Origin of the sequence: Sphingomonas palmae (assembly GCF_900109565.1) — a bacterium.
Classification (GTDB): domain Bacteria; phylum Pseudomonadota; class Alphaproteobacteria; order Sphingomonadales; family Sphingomonadaceae; genus Sphingomonas; species Sphingomonas palmae.
This window is the reverse complement of sequence record NZ_FNZZ01000001.1, coordinates 153,994-171,862: the sequence shown is the minus strand read 5'-3', so window position 1 is coordinate 171,862 and position 17,869 is coordinate 153,994. Positions and strand designations below refer to the sequence as shown.

The 17,869-nt window shown below is 67.2% G+C and carries 20 protein-coding genes; 13 read left to right on the top strand and 7 right to left on the bottom strand.

Annotation, left to right across the window (positions count from 1 at the left end):
• Genes BMW51_RS00810 through BMW51_RS00800 form a run of 3 tightly spaced genes read right to left on the bottom strand, consistent with a single transcriptional unit; the run spans position 1 to position 2,478 of the window.
• Positions 1–552, bottom strand: coding sequence for a Smr/MutS family protein (locus BMW51_RS00810; protein ID WP_093002424.1), 552 nt, complete (start codon positions 550–552; stop codon positions 1–3).
• On the bottom strand, positions 530–1,837 hold the full coding sequence (gene mltA / locus BMW51_RS00805; protein ID WP_245708220.1) for a murein transglycosylase A: 1,308 nt from the start codon (positions 1,835–1,837) through the stop codon (positions 530–532). The genes BMW51_RS00810 and mltA overlap by 23 nt, the downstream gene beginning before the upstream one ends.
• A complete protein-coding gene (locus tag BMW51_RS00800) occupies positions 1,834–2,478 on the bottom strand; it encodes a Tim44/TimA family putative adaptor protein (RefSeq protein ID WP_143051772.1) in 645 nt (214 codons plus the stop codon). Before BMW51_RS00800 ends, mltA begins: the two co-directional genes overlap by 4 nt.
• A gap of 166 nt (positions 2,479–2,644) precedes the next feature.
• On the opposite strand from BMW51_RS00800, the gene secB reads away from it, so the two are divergent.
• The 4 genes from secB to BMW51_RS00780 all read left to right on the top strand — a co-directional run bounded on the left by secB (position 2,645) and on the right by BMW51_RS00780 (position 6,246).
• Positions 2,645–3,157: a protein-export chaperone SecB gene (gene secB, locus BMW51_RS00795; protein WP_093002420.1), complete on the top strand. Its 513-nt coding sequence runs from the start codon at positions 2,645–2,647 to the stop codon at positions 3,155–3,157.
• A 29-nt stretch (positions 3,158–3,186) separates the two neighbouring features.
• The gene (gene murJ, locus BMW51_RS00790) at positions 3,187–4,776 is read left to right on the top strand and encodes a murein biosynthesis integral membrane protein MurJ (RefSeq protein ID WP_093002418.1); all 1,590 of its coding nucleotides are present in this window, start codon (positions 3,187–3,189) and stop codon (positions 4,774–4,776) included.
• 5 nt (positions 4,777–4,781) lie between these two features.
• On the top strand, positions 4,782–5,789 hold the full coding sequence (gene trpS / locus BMW51_RS00785) for a tryptophan--tRNA ligase (protein WP_093003738.1): 1,008 nt from the start codon (positions 4,782–4,784) through the stop codon (positions 5,787–5,789).
• A 154-nt stretch (positions 5,790–5,943) separates the two neighbouring features.
• Positions 5,944–6,246, top strand: coding sequence for a PspC domain-containing protein (locus tag BMW51_RS00780; protein WP_093002416.1), 303 nt, complete (start codon positions 5,944–5,946; stop codon positions 6,244–6,246).
• A 5-nt stretch (positions 6,247–6,251) separates the two neighbouring features.
• On the opposite strand, the gene dnaA is transcribed toward BMW51_RS00780, so the two are convergent.
• The 3 genes from dnaA to mutM all read right to left on the bottom strand — a co-directional run bounded on the left by dnaA (position 6,252) and on the right by mutM (position 9,362).
• Entirely contained in the window at positions 6,252–7,715 is a 1,464-nt protein-coding gene (gene dnaA / locus BMW51_RS00775; protein ID WP_093002414.1) for a chromosomal replication initiator protein DnaA, read from the bottom strand.
• A 444-nt stretch (positions 7,716–8,159) separates the two neighbouring features.
• On the bottom strand, positions 8,160–8,423 hold the full coding sequence (rpsT, locus tag BMW51_RS00770; protein ID WP_093002412.1) for a 30S ribosomal protein S20: 264 nt from the start codon (positions 8,421–8,423) through the stop codon (positions 8,160–8,162).
• 96 nt (positions 8,424–8,519) lie between these two features.
• Complete coding sequence (gene mutM / locus BMW51_RS00765) at positions 8,520–9,362, bottom strand: bifunctional DNA-formamidopyrimidine glycosylase/DNA-(apurinic or apyrimidinic site) lyase (protein WP_093002410.1); 843 nt, start codon at positions 9,360–9,362, stop codon at positions 8,520–8,522.
• Between the two features lie 122 nt (positions 9,363–9,484).
• On the opposite strand from mutM, the gene BMW51_RS00760 reads away from it, so the two are divergent.
• The 7 genes from BMW51_RS00760 to BMW51_RS00730 are packed head-to-tail and all read left to right on the top strand — an operon-like array spanning position 9,485 to position 15,553.
• Positions 9,485–10,222 (top strand): class I SAM-dependent methyltransferase, encoded by a 738-nt coding sequence (locus BMW51_RS00760; protein WP_093002408.1) that lies wholly within the window; start codon positions 9,485–9,487, stop codon positions 10,220–10,222.
• The gene (gene ubiB / locus BMW51_RS00755; protein ID WP_093002406.1) at positions 10,219–11,757 is read left to right on the top strand and encodes a 2-polyprenylphenol 6-hydroxylase; all 1,539 of its coding nucleotides are present in this window, start codon (positions 10,219–10,221) and stop codon (positions 11,755–11,757) included. Before BMW51_RS00760 ends, ubiB begins: the two co-directional genes overlap by 4 nt.
• Complete coding sequence (locus BMW51_RS00750; RefSeq protein WP_093002404.1) at positions 11,751–12,785, top strand: hypothetical protein; 1,035 nt, start codon at positions 11,751–11,753, stop codon at positions 12,783–12,785. The genes ubiB and BMW51_RS00750 overlap by 7 nt, the downstream gene beginning before the upstream one ends.
• Before the next feature lie 24 nt (positions 12,786–12,809).
• A complete protein-coding gene (gene coaBC / locus BMW51_RS00745) occupies positions 12,810–13,988 on the top strand; it encodes a bifunctional phosphopantothenoylcysteine decarboxylase/phosphopantothenate--cysteine ligase CoaBC (RefSeq protein ID WP_093002402.1) in 1,179 nt (392 codons plus the stop codon).
• On the top strand, positions 13,978–14,427 hold the full coding sequence (gene dut / locus BMW51_RS00740) for a dUTP diphosphatase (protein WP_093003736.1): 450 nt from the start codon (positions 13,978–13,980) through the stop codon (positions 14,425–14,427). The genes coaBC and dut overlap by 11 nt, the downstream gene beginning before the upstream one ends.
• Positions 14,427–14,786, top strand: coding sequence for a hypothetical protein (locus BMW51_RS00735; RefSeq protein WP_093002400.1), 360 nt, complete (start codon positions 14,427–14,429; stop codon positions 14,784–14,786). Before dut ends, BMW51_RS00735 begins: the two co-directional genes overlap by 1 nt.
• Positions 14,783–15,553, top strand: a complete 771-nt coding sequence (locus tag BMW51_RS00730; protein WP_093003734.1) for a HesA/MoeB/ThiF family protein — start codon at positions 14,783–14,785, stop codon at positions 15,551–15,553. The genes BMW51_RS00735 and BMW51_RS00730 overlap by 4 nt, the downstream gene beginning before the upstream one ends.
• Before the next feature lie 4 nt (positions 15,554–15,557).
• Here BMW51_RS00730 and galU read toward each other — a convergent pair whose 3' ends face one another.
• Positions 15,558–16,427, bottom strand: coding sequence for a UTP--glucose-1-phosphate uridylyltransferase GalU (galU, locus tag BMW51_RS00725; protein ID WP_093002398.1), 870 nt, complete (start codon positions 16,425–16,427; stop codon positions 15,558–15,560).
• 194 nt (positions 16,428–16,621) lie between these two features.
• On the opposite strand from galU, the gene BMW51_RS00720 reads away from it, so the two are divergent.
• Together BMW51_RS00720 and BMW51_RS00715 are read left to right on the top strand one after the other, a co-directional pair.
• The gene (locus BMW51_RS00720; protein ID WP_177171467.1) at positions 16,622–17,335 is read left to right on the top strand and encodes a metallophosphoesterase family protein; all 714 of its coding nucleotides are present in this window, start codon (positions 16,622–16,624) and stop codon (positions 17,333–17,335) included.
• A gap of 106 nt (positions 17,336–17,441) precedes the next feature.
• The gene (locus BMW51_RS00715) at positions 17,442–17,681 is read left to right on the top strand and encodes a hypothetical protein (RefSeq protein WP_245708219.1); all 240 of its coding nucleotides are present in this window, start codon (positions 17,442–17,444) and stop codon (positions 17,679–17,681) included.
• The last annotated feature ends 188 nt before the right edge of the window (positions 17,682–17,869 follow it).

Sequence of the window (17,869 nt, the reverse complement as noted above, 5' to 3'; positions counted from 1 at the left end):
TCAGCGTCTGCGCCGCAAGATGACGTAAAGCGCACCCGCGCCGCCGTGCCGCGGGTGTGCGCCGCGCACTGCCGCGACCGCGTCGGCGTGGCGGGATAGCTGGAGCCAGTCGCCGATCGCCGCGCGGATCGCGCCGCGGGCGTGCGGACGCTCGCTCTCCTTGCGCGGCGGTCGTCCGGTCACGAGCAGGATCGTTCGTTCGCCGTGCCTGATCGCCTGGTCGAGCTGATGATCGAGCAGCGCATGCGCCGACGCGAGCGTGTGCCCGTGCAGGTCGATCGTGCGGTCGGGCGTGACCATGCCCGTGGTCAGCTTGCGGTCCCACGTGCGATCGAGCGTGTTCGCTGTCGACGACCGCGCTATCGGCGCTGCGACACGCGCGGAACTGGCGGCAGGCGCAACCACCGATGCACGCGCAGCCTTCGCCTTCGTCGGCGCGGATGGCGCGATCACCACGGGGGTTGGAACAGGTTTCTGCGGCCGCAGCGGACGCACAGTAGCGCGCACCTGCGCCCAGGCGTTCGCCTCTTCAGGGGCGAGGTGTCGTCCCACCGCTCGCTCCTCCGCTGCGCAGCCGATCCGCGGTGCCGACCGGCAGCAGCAGGAACGCGGTGCCGCGCGCGCTCATCCCGCCCGCGATCGCACGCGCCTCGCTGCCCGCTCCCCAGAAGGTGTCGAAGCGGTTCGCGCCCTTGATCGCGCCCCCGGTGTCCTGTGCGATCCAGATTCCGTTGGCGTCGACGCGGTCCATCGACAGCAGCACCGGCGCGCCGAGCGGGATGAACTTGGGATCGGCCGCCACTGTCGCGCCGCCGGTGACCGACAGGCCCAGCGCCCCGAGCGGCGGACCGTCGAGCACGCGAAAGAAGACGAAGCTCTTGTTCTCGCGCATGATCGCGCGGCCCTCATCGGGGTGGTCGTGCAGCCACTGTACCACGCCCTGCATCGACGCCTGATTGGGGCCGATCAGCCCACGCGCGCGCATCAACGCACCGATCCCGGTGTAATCACGCCCGTTCTGCGTGTCGTAACCAATCCGAAGCAGCGATCCGTCGGGCATGCGGACGTTGCCCGAACCCTGAACCTGGAGGAAAAAGAATTCCACGGGATCGACTGCGTAGCCGAGCACGCGCGCGCGGCCGTTGAGCGCGCCCTCCTCGATTGCGGTGCGATCGAAGTAAGGTACGAAGTTCGAGCCGTCGACGCGGCCCCGTATCTTCTTGCCCGCGAGATCGGTCGAAAAGGCGCCGAGATCGACGTCGATCAGGTCGTTTGGACGCGCGTAGATCGGCGCGTAACCGGCGCGCTCCTCGCGCGAGCCGCGTATCTCCGGGATGTAGTAGCCGGTCGCGTAGGCGCGCCCGTCACCGACCTGCACCGGCTCCAGATAACGGCGGAAGAAGTCGCTCGCCTGCCCCGGCGCGGTCGTCGCGGCGGCTGAACAGGCGGGTTGCCAATCGGCAGATGTCGTCAGCCCCGACTGGTCCGCACGGCGCAGCAGGCTGGGACAGGAAGTACGAAATGCCTGCAACGCCAGCGCGGCATTGTCGGGCGAGATCGGTAGTGCGCTCCACTCCACGCCCCGCGTCGTCCCCGCCTGCACCGCGGTGAGCGCGCCAGGTGTTGCAACGGCAGGTACCGGAAGGATCGGCACCGACGCGACCGGCTGACGCGGGCCCGGCTCGTCATCCTGGCGCGGCTGGTCACGATCACGCTGCGACCACGATGGAGGCGGCGGAACCGCACCGATCCCGCGGTCGGATGACGAAACCCCGCCGACGCACGCCGACAACGCCAGCGCGCCGGCCAGCGCAACTACCCCCCGACGGTACCTCACGCTTCGTCGGTGTCCGCGAGCATCCAGTTCGGATCGGTGCTCTTGAGCGTGCGGGTAAAGGTCCACAAGTCATGCGTCTGCACTGCGTCGCTCAGCGAGCCCGCGACCACATTGCCGTCGGTGTCGCGCGTGACCGCCGCGATGTCGGCGTCGAACCGGACTGCAATCTGCGCGGCCCGGCCGTCGACCGACGCCGAGACGATCGATGCGCGCTCGATCGTAACCAGACGATTGTCGAGCACGTGACCCGCGTCGCGGCGCGCTTGAATGGCCTCCACGAACGCTTCGCGCACGTCGGGGACGACCAGATCGGCGAGCGCGTCCTCGTCACCGCGCCAGAACGCCTCAAGGATCATGCGGTACGCCGCCTGCGATCCGTCGATGAAGCGCGTCACGTCGAAGCCCGGCTCGGCTGCCGCAACGGCGCGAAGGCCGCTCTCGGCGCCGCTGTCAAACGGACGAACGGTGGCACCGCGCACGTCGGGCACGTTCTCGACCGTTCGTGGCTGCCCGACGGCCGCTACACGCTCTTCGGCTGCGCGCGGCAGCGATTGCTCGTGACCACCGCGCTTGCCGAGCACCGAATATAAGCGAAGCGCCAGGAACGCGGCGACCATCGCTAGCAGGACAACGTAGAACACCGGGCCTCCGATCAGCAGACGCACAACATAGTCCGAGCCTGCGCGAACTTCAAATCGACGAGCAGGCACGTTGTATCCACGGGTTCGCGCTGCTAGTCGCCCCGCAATTGGGCTAGGCGCGCGGCATTCGGCGCGACGGCGCTCTTTTCTCGCAAGGATCAGGATCATGGACGAGCAGGACAATGGCGTAACGCAGGACGGCAACCCGTTCGAGAACGGTGCCGACCAGACGCCCGCGGCCGGGCTCATCTCGCAGTACGTGAAGGATCTGTCGTTCGAGAATCCGAACGCGCCCGCGATCTACCAAAACGAGACCCCGCCCGAGATCAACGTGCAGTTCGATATCGGTGCGAATCAGGTCGGCGAGGAAGTGCACGAGGTCGTGCTGAAGATCGAGGTCAAGGCGACCTCGAATGGGCAGACCGCGTTCATCACCGAGCTGAGCTACGCCGGTCTGTTCGGGTTGCGCAACATCCCGGCCGAGCACGTTCAGCCATTCCTGCTGGGCGAAGGCCCGCGCCTGCTCTTCCCGTTTGCGCGCCGCGTCGTGTCGGATGCGATCCGCGACGGCGGCTTCCCGCCGCTGGTGCTCGAGCCGATCGACTTCAACGCGCTGTTCCTCCAGCAGGCGCAGCAGCAGGGCATCCAGTTCGGCGACGGTCAGGTCGGCCACGCCTGATCCCTGACGGGCCGGGAGCGACGTAGCCGATGAACCTGGCCCGTGCCCTCGGCTCGGTCGGCGGGCTGACGCTCGCCAGTCGCGTGCTGGCGCTGGTGCGCGACACGCTGCAGGCGACCTATGTCGGCGCGAGTTTCGCGTCCGACGCCTTCTTCGTCGCGTTTCGACTACCCAACATGTTCCGCGCGCTTTTCGCGGAAGGCGCCTTCTCCGCCGCGTTCATTCCGCTGTTCAACCGCAAGGTGGCGGACGGCGGCGGCACCGCGGCGGGCGTAGACTTCGCCGAGCGCGCCCTGGCCGTGCTGTTCCCGGTGCTGGTCGCGTTCACCGCAATCATGCTGATCGCCGCTTATCCGATCACCTGGGGGCTGTCGGGTGGGTTCGAGCGGCAGCACCCGAACCCGGCGCAGTTCGCCTTCGCGGTGACGCTTTCGCGCTTCACCATCCCGTATCTGATGCTGATCTCGCTGGTGTCGCTGCTGGGCGGCATTCTCAACTCGCTCAACAAGTTCTGGGTCAACGCCGCCGCGCCGATCCTGCTCAACGTCGCGATGATCGCCGGGCTGCTGTTCTTCCACGGCGACAATGCGTACGAGACCGCGCGCGCGCAGGCGATTTCGGTCACCGCGGGCGGCGCGCTGCAGCTTCTTTGGTTGATGTGGGCGTGCCGGCGCGCTGGCGTGTCGCTGCGACTACGCTTTCCGAAGCTCGACGACGACGTGAAGCAGTTGATGAAGCTGATCGTGCCCGCCGCCGCGGGTGCGGGCGCGGCGCAGATCAACCTCGCTATCTCCACTGCGTTGGCAGGCGGGCTGCTGTCGGCGGGATCGATCTCGGCGATCTATTACGCCGACCGGCTGAACCAGCTGCCGCTCGGTATGATCGGCATCGGCCTCGGCACCATCCTGCTCCCCGTCGTGTCGCGCCTGCTGAGCGAGGGACGCGAGGCGGAGGCGATGGAGACGCAGAACCGCGGGCTCGAACTCGCGCTGTTTCTGACTTTGCCCGCAACCGCCGCCTTCGTCTTCGCGGCCGAGCCGATCGTGCGCGGGCTGTTCCAGCACGGCGCCTTCGACGCCGCCGACACGACACGCGCCGCGCTGGCACTGTCGGCCTTCTCGATCGGCCTGCCGAGCTACGTGCTAGTCAAGGTGCTGACCCCCGGCTTCTACGCGCGCGCGGATACCAAGACGCCGGTGCGGCTGGCGCTGTGGTCGGTCGCGATCAATCTGGTCGGCAATCTGATCCTGATCCCGGTGCTCGGCCGCTACGACATCGGGCAGGTCGGACCACCGCTCGCCACCGCGATCGCGTCGACGGTCAACGTTTCCTCGCTCTACGTCACGCTGGCGCGACGCGGGCATTTCACGCTCGACGCGCAGGTGCGGCGCAAGGCTCCCCGCCTCGCTATCGCTGCCGCGCTGATGGGTGCGACGCTGCTGCTCGTCACGCCGCGGATTGATCCCTATCTGACGGGCAGCCTGCTGACGCGTGGCCTCGCCCTGGCCGTGCTGGTCGGCGCGGGCGTCCTCGTCTACGCGCTCGCCTGCTTCGCGACCGGGGCGTTCCGCGTCGCAGATCTTCGCTCCCTCCTTCGCCGCAGAGCCTCTTCCCGATGACGAATATGCGCGTTGTTTCCGGCATCAAGCCGACCGGCAATCTCCACCTCGGCAACTACCTCGGTGCGGTGAAGCAGTGGGTCGCGATGCAGGATCAGATCCTGTCGCAGGGCGGCGAGACGATGTACTTCATCGCCGACCTTCACGGCCTGACCGAATGGATCGCGCCCGCGGACCTGCGCGCCAACACGATCGAGATGACCGCGACTCTAGTCGCTGCCGGGATCGATCCCGAACGCTCGATCCTGTTCAACCAGGCCCGGGTGCCGCAGCACAGCGAGCTGTCGTGCCTGCTCAACAACGTCGCGCGCGTCGGCTGGCTGAACCGCATGACGCAGTTCAAGGACAAGGCGGGGAAGAACCGTGAAGGCGCGAGCGTCGGTCTGTACGATTACCCGGTGCTGATGGCGGCGGACGTGCTGCTCTACAATGCGACGCACGTGCCCGTCGGCGAGGATCAGAAGCAGCACCTCGAGCTCGCGCGCGACATCGCCACGAAGTTCAATGCCGATTACGAAACCGAGCTGTTCACCCTGCCCGCTCCGCTGGTGAGCCAGGCCGCGCCACGCATCATGAGCCTGCGCGATGCGGGCGCCAAGATGTCGAAGTCGAACCCGTCCGAGCAGTCGGTCGTGAAGCTGATCGACTCGGACGAAGTGATCGCGGACAAGTTCCGCCGCGCGAAGACCGACCCCGACCTGTTGCCCGAAACCTGGGAGGAGCTGGGGAGTCGCCCCGAGGCGCGCAATCTCGTCACCATCTTCGCCGCGCTGGCGGATCGCACGACCGCCGAGGTCGTGGCGGAGTATGCCGGCAAGGGGTTCGGGCAGTTCAAGCCCGCGCTTGCCGACCTAGCGGTGGCGAAACTCGGTCCGATCCGCGACGAGATGACGCGGCTGCTCGCCGATCAGGGCGCGATCGACGCGATCCTCGAACGCGGGGCGGAGCGTGCGCGGGAACTGGCTGCGCCATTGCTGCGGCGAGCACAGGAGGCGATGGGGCTGCTCGTCTAAGCGTGTCCCCACGCCAGATATTGGCGCATCGCACCACGTCAAATTTTGCAAGCGCCTGCGGTTAGCGCAAAGTCAATGACTTAGCGACTTGGCACGATTGGTGCTGAGCAATCCGTATCGAGGCTGCGGCCTCCCATGATGCGGAGCGAAGACCATGACCAATCAGGCGAACTCGACCAGCGTAAAACCAGGGCGCGACAGCATCTTTGGCGTCTGCGCCGCGCTTGCCGCCGATTTCGGGTTCAATCCGCTGTGGCTGCGCCTCGCGATCGGTGCGGGGCTGATGGTAAACATGGAAGCAGCGCTCGCCGCTTATGTCGTGCTCGGGGCAATTGTGGTGATCAGCCGCGTTGCTGCTCCGGATGCCAAGACGCGCCTGCCGCCTGCCCCGGACGTTGCCGCAGTCGCCTCCTCCGAGCAGGACGTCGAGGAGGTACCGCTCACCCGCGCCGCCTGAGCGTGTCAGGCCTCGAGCTGGTGGATCAGCGTGCGCACCGCGCCGTCGACATCGCGGTCGGTGTCGCGCAGCTCCTCGATCCGGCGGACCGCGTGAATTACTGTGCTGTGATCGCGGCCGCCGAACTTGCGGCCGATCTCGGGCAGCGAGCGCGTCGTCATCCGCTTGGCAAGGTACATCGCGATCTGACGCGGCCGGGCGACGGCGCGCGCGCGGCGGGCAGAGACCAGGTCGATCTGCTTGATCTCGAAATGCTCGGACACGAGCTTCTGGATCTCGTCGATCGTCACGCGCCGCTGCACGCCCCGCAGCGTGTCGCCGAGCACGCTTTGTGCGAAGCCGAGATCGATCACCTCACCCGTTAGCGACGCGTAGGCGACCACGCGGTTGAGCGCGCCTTCGACCTCGCGGATCGACGAAGCAATCCGACACGCGATCATATCCACGACATCTTCGGGTACGATCGCGTCGGGTAGCTCGGCGAGGCGCTGCGCCAATACCGCGCGCCGCAACTCCAGCGTCGATCCCTTCACGTCGGCGACCAGGCCCGCGCTCATTCGACCGAGAATGCGCGACTCGACCCCGTCGAGTGCCTGCGGCGCGCGATCGGCGGAGATCACCAGCCGCTTGCCCGCGGCCATGATCTCGTTGATCGTGTGGAAGAACTCTTCCTGCGTCGCGTCCTTGCCGGCGATGAACTGGAGATCGTCGATCAGCAGCAGGTCGCAGCCGCGCAGCCGCGACTTGAACGCGTGCGTGTCACGCGCGCGCATCGCGGCGACGAAATCGAACATGAAACGCTCGGCCGACATGCACAGCACGCGCGCGTCGGGGCGGGCTTCGAGAAAGGCGTGGCCGATCGCGTGCATCAGGTGCGATTTGCCCTGCCCGGTGCCGCCGTGGATGAAGAGCGGGCTGAACCGGACCGGACCCGGCTCGGCGAGCGCGCGCGCGGCATTCAGCGCGACGCGGTTGGACGGATCAGCGACGAAACGCTCGAAGGTATAGCGCGGGTCGAGCTGCGGACGCTCGATGTGAAGGACCGGCTCCGAGGCAGCGCGCGGCGCGGCGGGCACCGGCGCGGCGGCGAGATCGAGCAGGGGAGTCGCCGCGGCCCCCGCAAGCGCCGCCGGGCGCTGCGCAGGCGCGGGCGCCGCGATCGTCATCACCTCGGGCGCAGGCGTCGCGCGGCGGGTCTCGATCGCCACGCTACGCACCCGTGGCAGCAGCGCGCGGAATTCATGCACCAGCCGTTCGGCATAATGGTTGCGGACCCAGTCGGTCATGAAGGCGGAGGGCAGCGCCAGACGCACGTCCTCGCCGTCACACGGCTCCACCAGCGACATCGGGGCGAGCCATTGATCGAACAGGCGAGCGCCGGCGGACAGGCGCAGGTTGGCGCGGACGCGGGCCCATGCCCGGCCCGTATCGCTCAACCCCGTCTGATCACCGCCGTGAAGCACGCACAACTCTCCCGTTGCCGCGAACGGGTGTTCGCGACGTACCATCTTCGAAGGTCAGAACTGCCCGGACGCGGTCCCCACCACGTCTGGTCGCCAAGCTGATCCGTTTGCCCCAACCGAGCGAACGCCGGCCTGGAGCGACAGGATTAGGAACAAGGGCGTGAGTCGATCAAGTCCGCGCGCGGACACAAAAACGAAATAAAGCGGATTGACACGGAATTCGGCGCTGAAACGCGTCGGAATTCTTACAAGTCTCTGATTACGCGACTATTTGTTCAATCGTGCATGACGTCGGCCAACACGAATCGCGGACTTACCTAGCTTTTCCGAAACGCGACAAATCAGCTGCCATTTTGGTCGCCGAATGTTCCGTTCATCCAACGCCGGGCATGAAAAAAGGCCCGCCGGAACAACCCCGACGAGCCTTTAACAATCGCGTTGAGGCGCTGATCAGGCGAGCGCGGTCAGACGCTTCGTCAGGCGCGAGAATTTGCGCGACGCGGTGTTCTTGTGGAGCACGCCCTTGGCAACGCCACGCGCCAGCTCGGGCTGCACGGCCGCGAGCGCGGTGGTCGCCGCTGCCTTGTCACCGGCCGCGAGCGCTGCCTCGACCTTCTTCACGAAGGTACGGATGCGGCTGACGCGGGCACCGTTCACTTCGGCCCGGCGCTCGTTGCGACGGATGCGCTTCTTGGCTTGCGGCGTGTTCGCCATGTATGTCCTCTGGTCTGCTGAAACGTTGACAAAGGGCGCGGGAACGGCCCGCCACCCTCGTGAAGGTGCCGCGCATAGCGATCCGCCGTGGAAGCGTCAACTCTTGCGACGACTTGGCCGCGGCTTTCCCTCCTGACAGGTCGGGCACCAGAAGGTCGAACGGCCACCCTCGGCGTAACGCGCGACCGTCCCGCCGCATCCGCACGCCTCGCCTTCGCGCCCGTAGACCGCGAACTGTTTGGAAAAGTAGCCGAGCTCGCCGTCGGGCCGCGCATAATTGCGCAGGGTCGAACCACCTGCCATGATCGCTGCATCGAGCACCAGGCGGATAGCGTCGATCAGCCGGACCAGGTGGGCGAGGCCGATCTCCCCCGCGGCGCGATGCGGATCGATCCGGGCATCGTACAGTGCTTCGCACACGTAGATATTGCCGAGCCCCGCCACGACGCGCTGGTCAAGCAGCGCGAGCTTGATCGAGGTGCGCTTGCCCGCGAGCGCGGCGTGCAGATAGGGCGCGTCGAACGAGGGATCTAGCGGCTCCGGCCCGAGCAGTTGAAAGGCGGGAAACGTCGGCAGCGTATCGGTCGCAACCAGGTCAACCGAGCCGAACCGCCGCGCGTCGTTGAGCGCGAGCCGACGCCCCTGCCCCGTCTCGATCACCAGATGGTCGTGGGTCTGCAGCTCTTCCGGATCGACCCGCCATCGCCCCGACATGCCGAGATGAAAGATCATGGTGTCGCCGCGGTCGGTGCCGATCAGACCGTATTTGGCGCGCCGGCCAAGCGAGACGACGCGCGCGCCGGTCAAGCGCTGCCGCAAGTCATCGGGAAAGGCGCGGCGCAGATTGGCACGGCGCGCCTCGACCGCGGTGATCACCTGATCCTGCAGCACGGGGCGCAGTCCCCGCACCGTGGTCTCTACTTCGGGAAGCTCTGGCACGCTGGGCGAGCTAGGTTGCGTTTGCCCGACCGGCAAGGCTTGGCTAGAGCGGCGTCATCTGTCCCGCACAGCGTGCGCATCCGCGCCACGCCCGCTGGCACCGACGACGAACGGATGAAACGTTGAGCGAGCAAGAAACCGTCTCCTTCGGGTACGAAGACGTGTCCCCGACCGAGAAGACGCAGCGCGTGCGCGGCGTGTTCTCCAACGTGGCGAGCCGATACGACCTGATGAACGATGCGATGTCGGGGGGCATGCACCGTTTGTGGAAGGACCGCTTCGTGCGCCGCGTGAAGCCGCGCCAGGGCGAGCAGATCCTCGACATGGCGGGTGGCACCGGCGACATCGCGTTCCGCATGGCGCCGTCGGGCGCGGCGATCACGGTTGCCGATATCAACCCGGAAATGCTCGGCGTGGGCATGAAGCGCGCGCAGGAGCGCGGGCTGACCGGCCTCGTGTGGACCGAGGCGAATGCCGAAACGCTGACCTTTCCCGACAAGTTCTTCGACGCCTACACGATCGCGTTCGGCATCCGGAACGTGACCGACATTCCGAAGGCGCTGCGCGAGGCACACCGGGTGCTGCGACGCGGGGGTCGCTTCTTCTGCCTCGAATTCTCGACGACCACCTGGCCGGGCTTCGGTGAGGTCTACGACGCTTACTCGCACAAGGTCGTGCCGCAACTGGGCAAGCTGCTGGCGAACGATCCCGACAGCTACCGCTACCTGATCGAATCGATCCGTCGTTTCCCCGATATGCCGTCGTTCGAACGGATGATCGGCGAGGCGGGCTTCGTGCGCACGCAGGTCGAGCCGATGCTGGGCGGGCTGGTCGCGATCCACAGCGGCTGGAAGATTTGACCTCTCCGATCGTCCACACCTGGCGATTGCTTAGCTGGGGCCGCACACTGGCGCGCCACGGGGCGCTGCGCGGGATCGAGCGTGATCCCAACACGCCCGCGCGGCTGCGGCGGCTGCTGCGGCTCGCCCGGTTCGGCGCGCGCGTGCCCGAGCAGCCGCGCTACGCCGACGCGTTCGAGGCGCTGGGACCGGCCGCGATCAAGCTTGGCCAGACCCTCGCGACGCGTCCCGATATCGTCGGCGAGGATGCCGCGACCGGCCTGCTACGGTTGCAGGACGCGGTGCCGCCCATCCCTTTCTCTGTCGTTTGTGCGCAGTTGAAGGCGAGTTTCGGCAGACCGCTGGACGAGCTGTTCGCCGAGATCGAGGAGGTACCGGTCGGCGCCGCGTCGATCGCGCAAGTGCACCGCGCGACCACGACCGACGGGCGGCGGGTCGCGGTCAAGGTGCTGCGTCCCAACGTCGAGGAAGATTTCGCGCGCGCGATCGACACCTATGAATGGGCGGCGGCGCAGATCGAGCCGATGGGCGGCGAGATCGCCCGGCTGCAACCGCGGCTGGTGATCGAGACGTTCAAGCGCTGGACCGCGCGCGAACTCGACCTGCGACGCGAGGCGGCGTCGTCGTCCGAACTCGCCGAGAATATGTCGGCCGAACCCGGCTTCCTTGTCCCCGCGATCGACTGGCAGCGCACGACCGGCAAGGTGCTGACCAGCGAGTGGATCGACGGGATCAAACTCTCGAACCGCGCGGCGCTGATCGCCGCGGGCTACGACCTGCGCGAACTGGCGCGCGTGCTGATCCACGCGTTCCTGCGGCAGGCGATCGCCGACGGCTTCTTCCACGCCGACATGCACCAAGGCAATCTGTTCGCGGTGCCCGGCAATCGCGTCGTCGCGATCGATTTCGGCATCATGGGGCGGATCGACCGGCGCGCGCGCGTCTGGCTGGCGGAGATCCTCTACGGCCTCATCACCGGCAATTACCGGCGCGTCGCCGAGATCCATTTTGAGGCAGGCTACGTCCCCGCGCACCACGACGTCGGCGAGTTCGCGACCGCGCTGCGGGCGGTCGGCGAGCCGATGCGCGGGCTGCCGGTCAAGGAAATGTCGATCGGCATGATGCTCGACTCGCTCTTCTCGATCACGCGCGACTTCGACATGATCACGCAGCCGCACCTGCTGCTGCTGCAGAAGACGATGGTGATGGTGGAGGGCGTCGCGACCAGCCTCGATCCCGACATCAACCTGTGGGAAACGGCGGGTCCATTCGTCGAGGAGTGGATCCGCAACGAACTGGGTCCCGAGGCCGCGATCGCGGATCGCCTCGTCGCCGACGTGCGGACGCTGGCGCGATTGCCCGAGCTCGTCCGCCGGATCGAGGCGCGCTACCCGGCCCCGGGCGGCGCGCCGCCTGCCCCGCCGCTGCGACAGATTGAGGTGGTGCGGATCGGCGCCGGCTGGCGCTACGTCGCGGTAGCCGCAGTGAGCGCGGCGGTCGCGGTCGGCGCGATGCTCATCGGCACGGCGTGGTAGCGATCGCCGACCGCCGCGCCGCGCTCGCGGCGAACCGCGTGACGGGAATGCGACGCACGACTGCGCGGATCGTGCTGGCCACTGCCACGCTCTTGATCGTCGGTGCCGCGCTGCTGGCCGGACCTGCGCTCACGCTCGGTGACCAGGACCATGTCGCTGTGGTGTCGGCGATGCGCGACGGTAGCGGCTTCTACGGGCTGATCGCCGGGATCGTGCCCGCCGGCGCGTTTGCGGGACGGCTAGTGCCGCTACCGACGCTGGCGGTCATCGAGAGCCACGTCGACGTGTTCGCCCTGACGATCCTGCTCTGCGCAGTGCTCGCGTCTATTCTGCTGGTCGGCTGGAACCGGCTCGGGGAGCTCTGCACGCATTTGCCTGCACGCCTGACCGGCGCGTTGCTGTTGTTCGGCGGGAGCACGCTGGGCGCGCTGTTGACCATTGTCGAGCCGCACGCGGGCTGGACCGCGCTTCTGATCGCCTGGTCGTTGCTGCTGCGGCGCCGCGGACGATGGGTGGAGGCGGCCGCGCTCGGCGCTGCGGCGACGACGATCGATCCTGCGGCGCTGCCATTCGTAATCGTCATGGCAGCGGCTGCGATGCGCGAAGGCGAGGCACGCGATTCGGGTGGTTGGCTGCTCGCGGCGGTGCTTGGCCTGGGGACGTGGATCGCGCACCGGGTGGCGCTGTTAAACCTGGGCGTCGTGACAATCGGAGTTGGTGCACCGTCGGCCCCGATCGACGTCGCGGCCGCAGCGTTCCTGCCCGGTCTTCCGGCGTGGCTGAGCGCGGCAAGCTGGATGTTCGCTTTGCTAGGCTGGTTTTCGGTGCGCAACCCGCTCGCTGTCCGTGTGGCGGTGACCACGACCGTGGCGATGCTGCTAGCACTTCTGCCGGGCATGCAATCGGCAGCCACCCTCACCGTCGTCCTGCTTCCCCTCGGGTTGATGTTCGCGGTAGATGCATCCGCGTCGCTGATCCGTCAGGCATCGAGCCGGCGCCGCATCACCGTGACGCGCGTGGCGCGTTGAGCACGAGCGAGGTAGGTTGAGCAGGTGAGCCGGATATTGCTGATCGTCGGCGGCGGCATCGCGGCCTATAAGGCGTGCGAGATCGTGCGCGGCCTGCGCAAGCGGGGCCATTCGGTGCGCTGCGTGATGACCGAGGCCGCCGGGCATTTCGTCACACCGATGACGCTGGCTGCCCTCTCGGAGGACAAAGTCTACACGACCTTGTGGGACCTGAAGGACGAGGCCGAGATGGGTCACATCCAGCTCAGCCGTGAAGCCGATCTGGTCGTGGTCGCGCCCGCCTCTGCCGATCTGCTAGCGCGCATGGCGGGCGGGATCGCCAACGATCTGGCGACGACGCTGCTGCTCGCGACCGACAAGCTTGTGCTTGCCGCGCCGGCGATGAACGTGCGGATGTGGCACCACGCCGCCACGCAGCGCAACGTCGCGCAGCTCCGAGCCGATGGGATTGTCGTCATGGAGCCCGACGAGGGCGCGATGGCGTGCGGCGAATGGGGAGCGGGCCGACTGCCCGAGCCGGACGCGATCGTCGCGGCGATCGAGGCGGCATTGGTTCCTGCGTCCGACCGACCGCTCGCCGGCAAGCGCGTGATCGTCACCGCCGGCCCGACGCACGAGCCGATCGACCCGGTCCGCTACATCGGCAATCGCTCCTCGGGAAAACAGGGCTTCGCGATCGCCGCGTCACTGGCGGCGCTCGGTGCCGACGTGCGGTTAGTCGCCGGACCGGTGACGCTGCCCACACCTGCGGGCGTGACGCGCGTCGACGTGGAAACCGCGCGCGAGATGGCGCTCGCGGTCGAGCACGCGCTCCCAGCCGACGCCGCGGTGATGGTCGCGGCGGTCGCCGACTGGCGCGTCGACGCTGCTGCGGGACAGAAGATCAAGAAGGGCGAGGCACAGCCGGCACTGACGCTGGTGGAGAACCCCGACATTCTTGCCGCGCTGGGGAAGAGCGATCGTCGTCCCGGATTGCTGATCGGCTTCGCGGCCGAAACCGAGCGCGTGGTCGAGCACGCCACCGCGAAACGTCTGCGCAAGAGCGCCGACTGGATCGTCGCCAACGACGTGTCCGGCGATGTCATGGGTGGTGACGCCAATACCGTCCATCTCGTCACCGCCGACGGGGTTGAAAGCTGGACCAGACTGCCGAAGCGCGATGTGGCGCAACGGCTCGCACGAAGGATCGCCGATGCCCTCTGACTTGATCCGCATCGCGGTGCAGCGCCTGCCCAACGGTGATGATCTGCCGTTCCCCGCCTACGCGACCGACGGCGCGGCTGGCATGGACGTCGTCGCGGCGGAGGATATCGTGCTCGAACCCGGCGCACGCGCGGCGATCGCGACGGGTTTTGCACTCGCGATCCCAACGGGTTATGAGGTTCAGGTGCGTCCACGCTCCGGTCTTGCCCTCAAACACGGCGTCACGTGCCTGAACACGCCGGGCACGATCGACAGCGATTATCGCGGCGAGGTGAAGGTTATCCTCGCCAACCTCGGTCAAGAGTCGTTTGCCGTGTGCCGCGGGGACCGGATCGCGCAACTCGTGCCCGCCCCCGTCCTACGCGCCGAGCTGGCCTTGGCAGAGACGCTCGACGATACTGCGCGCGGCGCCGGCGGGTTCGGCTCCACCGGGCGCTGATGCTGTTCGCGCTCTTCCTACAGGTCGCCGCGACGATCAACAGCCCGCCGGCTGACTGGAGGACGCTCCCGGCCTTGCGTGCGCCCACCACCGAGGCTGCGGAACTCGTATCCGACTACGTGCGCGACGAAGTTCGCGCGGGACGCTGCGCGGCGCCGCAGCCAGGCACGCTGTCGATTGATCTGGCGGTTTATGTCGCCGAGACCGGACGTGTGCGTCGCATCGTCCCACGCGCGATCAATTGCCCAACTGTGGAGCAATATGCCTCCGGTGTCGCGTTGCGCAGCCTTCGCGGTCAGATCGAGCCGCCCGAGATGGTCGGCTGGCACCGGATGACGATCGCCTTCACGTGGCGGTGACGCTCTCCGCGGACGAAGTCGCCCGCTACGCGCGCCACGTCGTCCTCCCCGAAATCGGTGGCCCCGGTCAGCTTCGATTGAAGCGCGCGCACGTTGCCGTGATCGGCGCAGGAGGTATCGGCTCGCCCGCGCTGCAATACCTCGCCGGGGCCGGTTTCGGCCGCATCACCGTCATCGACGACGACCGGATCGATACGTCGAACCTTCATCGCCAGACGCTGTTCTCGGGCGATGAACGCGGCGACGCCAAGGCAGCGCGCGCTGTCGAGGCGATCCAGCGGATCAATCCTCACGTTGAGGCTTATGCCGCGATCGAGCGGATCAATGCCGCCAACGCCGACCGCTTACTCGATAGCGCCGACGTCGTGATCGACGGTAGCGATAACTTTGCGACAAGGCTCGCGGTGGCAGATACGGCGCTGGCGCGACGTATTCCACTCGTCTCCGCCGCGGTTAGCCGGTTCGAAGGTCAGGTCGCCGTGTTCCGCGGCTGGGAAGCCGGCAAGCCGTGCTACCGCTGCTTCGTCGGCGACGATCCGGCGCGCGAGGGCCTGACCTGCGCCGAGGAAGGCGTGCTCGGTCCCGTGACGGGCGTGCTCGGCAGCATGGCCGCGCTGGAGGCAATCCGCGCCGTCGCGCCCTTCGGTGACGATAGCGCGGGCACGTTGCTGCTCGTCGATCTGCTCGCGCTGCGCTTTCGTACGCTACGCCTGCCCAAGGACCCTGGATGCCGTGCGTGCGGCGGCGCGGACGTGCGCGCCGCCTGACGCATCAGGCGAGCAACTCGCTTGCGAATTTGCGCACCGCCGGTCCGATGTCCTCGCGCGCGAGCGCCAGCGCGAGGTTCGCCTGGATGAAGCCTTCCTTGCCGCCGCAGTCGTAACGCTCGCCGTCGAAGGTGAAGCCGTGGAACGGCTGACGACCGATCAGCTGCGCCATTGCGTCGGTCAGCTGGATTTCACCGCCGGCGCCGGTCTCCTTGGCATCGAGGATGCGCATCACCTCGGGCTGTAGGATGTAACGGCCGGGGATCATCAGGTTCGACGGCGAGGTGCCTTTCGCAGGCTTCTCGACCAGCGCGGTGACCTCAGTTAGCCGGCCGTCGACCTTGCCCGGCGAGATGATGCCGTATTTGCTCGTCTCCTCGTCCGCGACCTCGAGCGCGCCGATGACGTTCCCGCCTACCTGATTGTACGCATTGACCATCTGCGCCGTGAAGTTGGGGCTGCCCACCATCAACTCGTCGGGAAGCAGCACGGCGAACGGTTCGTCACCGACGATCTCGCGCGCGCACCAAACCGCATGGCCGAGACCGAGCGGCTCCTGCTGGCGCACGTAGACGGGCGAGCCGGGCTGCTGGCGGATATGCTCGATCAGCGACAGGCTCTTGCCCCGCTCGCGCATCGTCGTCTCGAGTTCGTAGGAGATGTCGAAGTGATCCTCGAGCGCGGCCTTGCCGCGGCCTGTGACGAAGATGATCTGCTCGATCCCGGCCTCAAGCGCTTCCTCGACCGCGTACTGGATCAACGGCTTGTCGACGACCGTCAGCATTTCCTTCGGCATCGCCTTCGTCGCCGGCAGGAAACGGGTGCCAAGCCCCGCCACCGGGAACACTGCCTTGCGCACCCTCTTGATCGTCATGCGTATCCCCGTTTCGATCTCTTGTCGTGGCGCTCTAACGGCCGCAGCCGAGGCGAGCAAACGCCATATCATCCAAAGCGATACGGCCTGATCGCCGGGCTTGCCGGCTGCGATCACACCCGTTAACCGGCTGACCTTCGTCTATGCTGCGTAAACTCTTTCGCGGCGGCCGTGCGTCCGCTGCTCCGCCCCCGATGATCCCCGCAGGCCAGCGCGTGTACGCGATCGGCGACGTGCACGGCTGCGTGGTCCAACTGCGACAGCTGTTGGCGATGATGGCCGCCGATGATGCCACGCGCGGTGCTGCCGAAACGACGATCATTCTGCTCGGCGATCTGGTCGACCGCGGTCCGGGGTCGGCCGCGGTCATCGACGAGCTCATCGCCCTGCGCGAGCGTGCGCCGGCCACGCGCTTCATCGCCGGCAATCACGAAGAGGTCTTCCTTCACGCGCTGGAAGGCGACGAGCAGGCCTTGCGCATGTTCTGTCGCATCGGCGGCCGCGAGACGATCATGAGTTATGGCCTGAGTGGGCCCGAGTACGAGCGGCTCGATTATGTCGAGCTTGCCGGCGAACTGCAGCGGATCGTACCGCCTGCGCACACCGCCTTTCTCCAGTCGTTCGAGGATGTGATTGCGATCGGCGACTATGCCTTCGTGCACGCCGGCGTCCGACCCGGCGTCGCCTTGTCGGAGCAGAAGGTGTCCGACCTGCGCTGGATCCGCAGCACGTTTCTCGACTTCGCCGGCCGGCACGAGAAGATGATCGTGCACGGTCATACGATCACACCCGAGGTGGAGCGAAAAGCCGGGCGAATCGGGATCGATACCGGAGCCTATGCCGGAGGGCCGTTGACCGCACTGGGGCTGGAGGGCGAGGACAACTGGGTCTTGCAGGCTACGCCCTAGTCTCTTTTCACCAACGCGACCCGCGAAACGTCACAACTCCTGCCACAGGGGTTGATTTTGCTGCATTGGCGCTATATCGGCCGGCGGGAAGCAAAGGGAGTTTCACATGCGTCTTGCTAAGTACATGCTCGCCGCCGCTGCGGCGTCAGTTTCGGTTGCTCCGGCGATGGCCGCTCCGGTGAACCCGGCCAGCAGCCTGTCGGTGTCGCGCGCTGCTGCGCCGTCGGCGAAGAAGAACGAACTCGCCGGTGGCGGCGTGATCATCGCGATCGTCGCGGCTGCAGCCGTGATCGCGGGCATTGTGGTTGTCGCGACCGACGGCGACGACACGCCCGACAGCAACTAAGTTCAGCCACAAGCTGAAAAGAGATAGCGGCCTTCGGGCCGCTATTTTTTTGTCCAGCGATCGCCGGTCCTCGTTCCCGCACGTTCGCTTTAAATAGCGCGCATGGACTTCTCGCCCACGAGAAGACGTTCTCGGGCATCGCTGCAACAGCTAGAACGGGCTAGCGCGCTGACCAGGACGCGGGCGGC

Excerpts from the sequence above, each read along its gene's own strand:
- rpsT (WP_093002412.1), bottom strand. The coding sequence starts at position 8,423 with ATGGCGAACACGCCGCAAGCCAAGAAGCGCATCCGTCGCAACGAGCGC.
- BMW51_RS00780 (WP_093002416.1), top strand. The coding sequence starts at position 5,944 with ATGACCAATCAGGCGAACTCGACCAGCGTAAAACCAGGGCGCGACAGC.
- BMW51_RS00735 (WP_093002400.1), top strand. The coding sequence starts at position 14,427 with ATGCTGTTCGCGCTCTTCCTACAGGTCGCCGCGACGATCAACAGCCCG.
- BMW51_RS00720 (WP_177171467.1), top strand. The coding sequence starts at position 16,622 with ATGATCCCCGCAGGCCAGCGCGTGTACGCGATCGGCGACGTGCACGGC.
- galU (WP_093002398.1), bottom strand. The coding sequence starts at position 16,427 with ATGACGATCAAGAGGGTGCGCAAGGCAGTGTTCCCGGTGGCGGGGCTT.
- BMW51_RS00715 (WP_245708219.1), top strand. The coding sequence starts at position 17,442 with ATGCGTCTTGCTAAGTACATGCTCGCCGCCGCTGCGGCGTCAGTTTCG.
- secB (WP_093002420.1), top strand. The coding sequence starts at position 2,645 with ATGGACGAGCAGGACAATGGCGTAACGCAGGACGGCAACCCGTTCGAG.
- trpS (WP_093003738.1), top strand. The coding sequence starts at position 4,782 with ATGCGCGTTGTTTCCGGCATCAAGCCGACCGGCAATCTCCACCTCGGC.
- murJ (WP_093002418.1), top strand. The coding sequence starts at position 3,187 with ATGAACCTGGCCCGTGCCCTCGGCTCGGTCGGCGGGCTGACGCTCGCC.
- dut (WP_093003736.1), top strand. The coding sequence starts at position 13,978 with ATGCCCTCTGACTTGATCCGCATCGCGGTGCAGCGCCTGCCCAACGGT.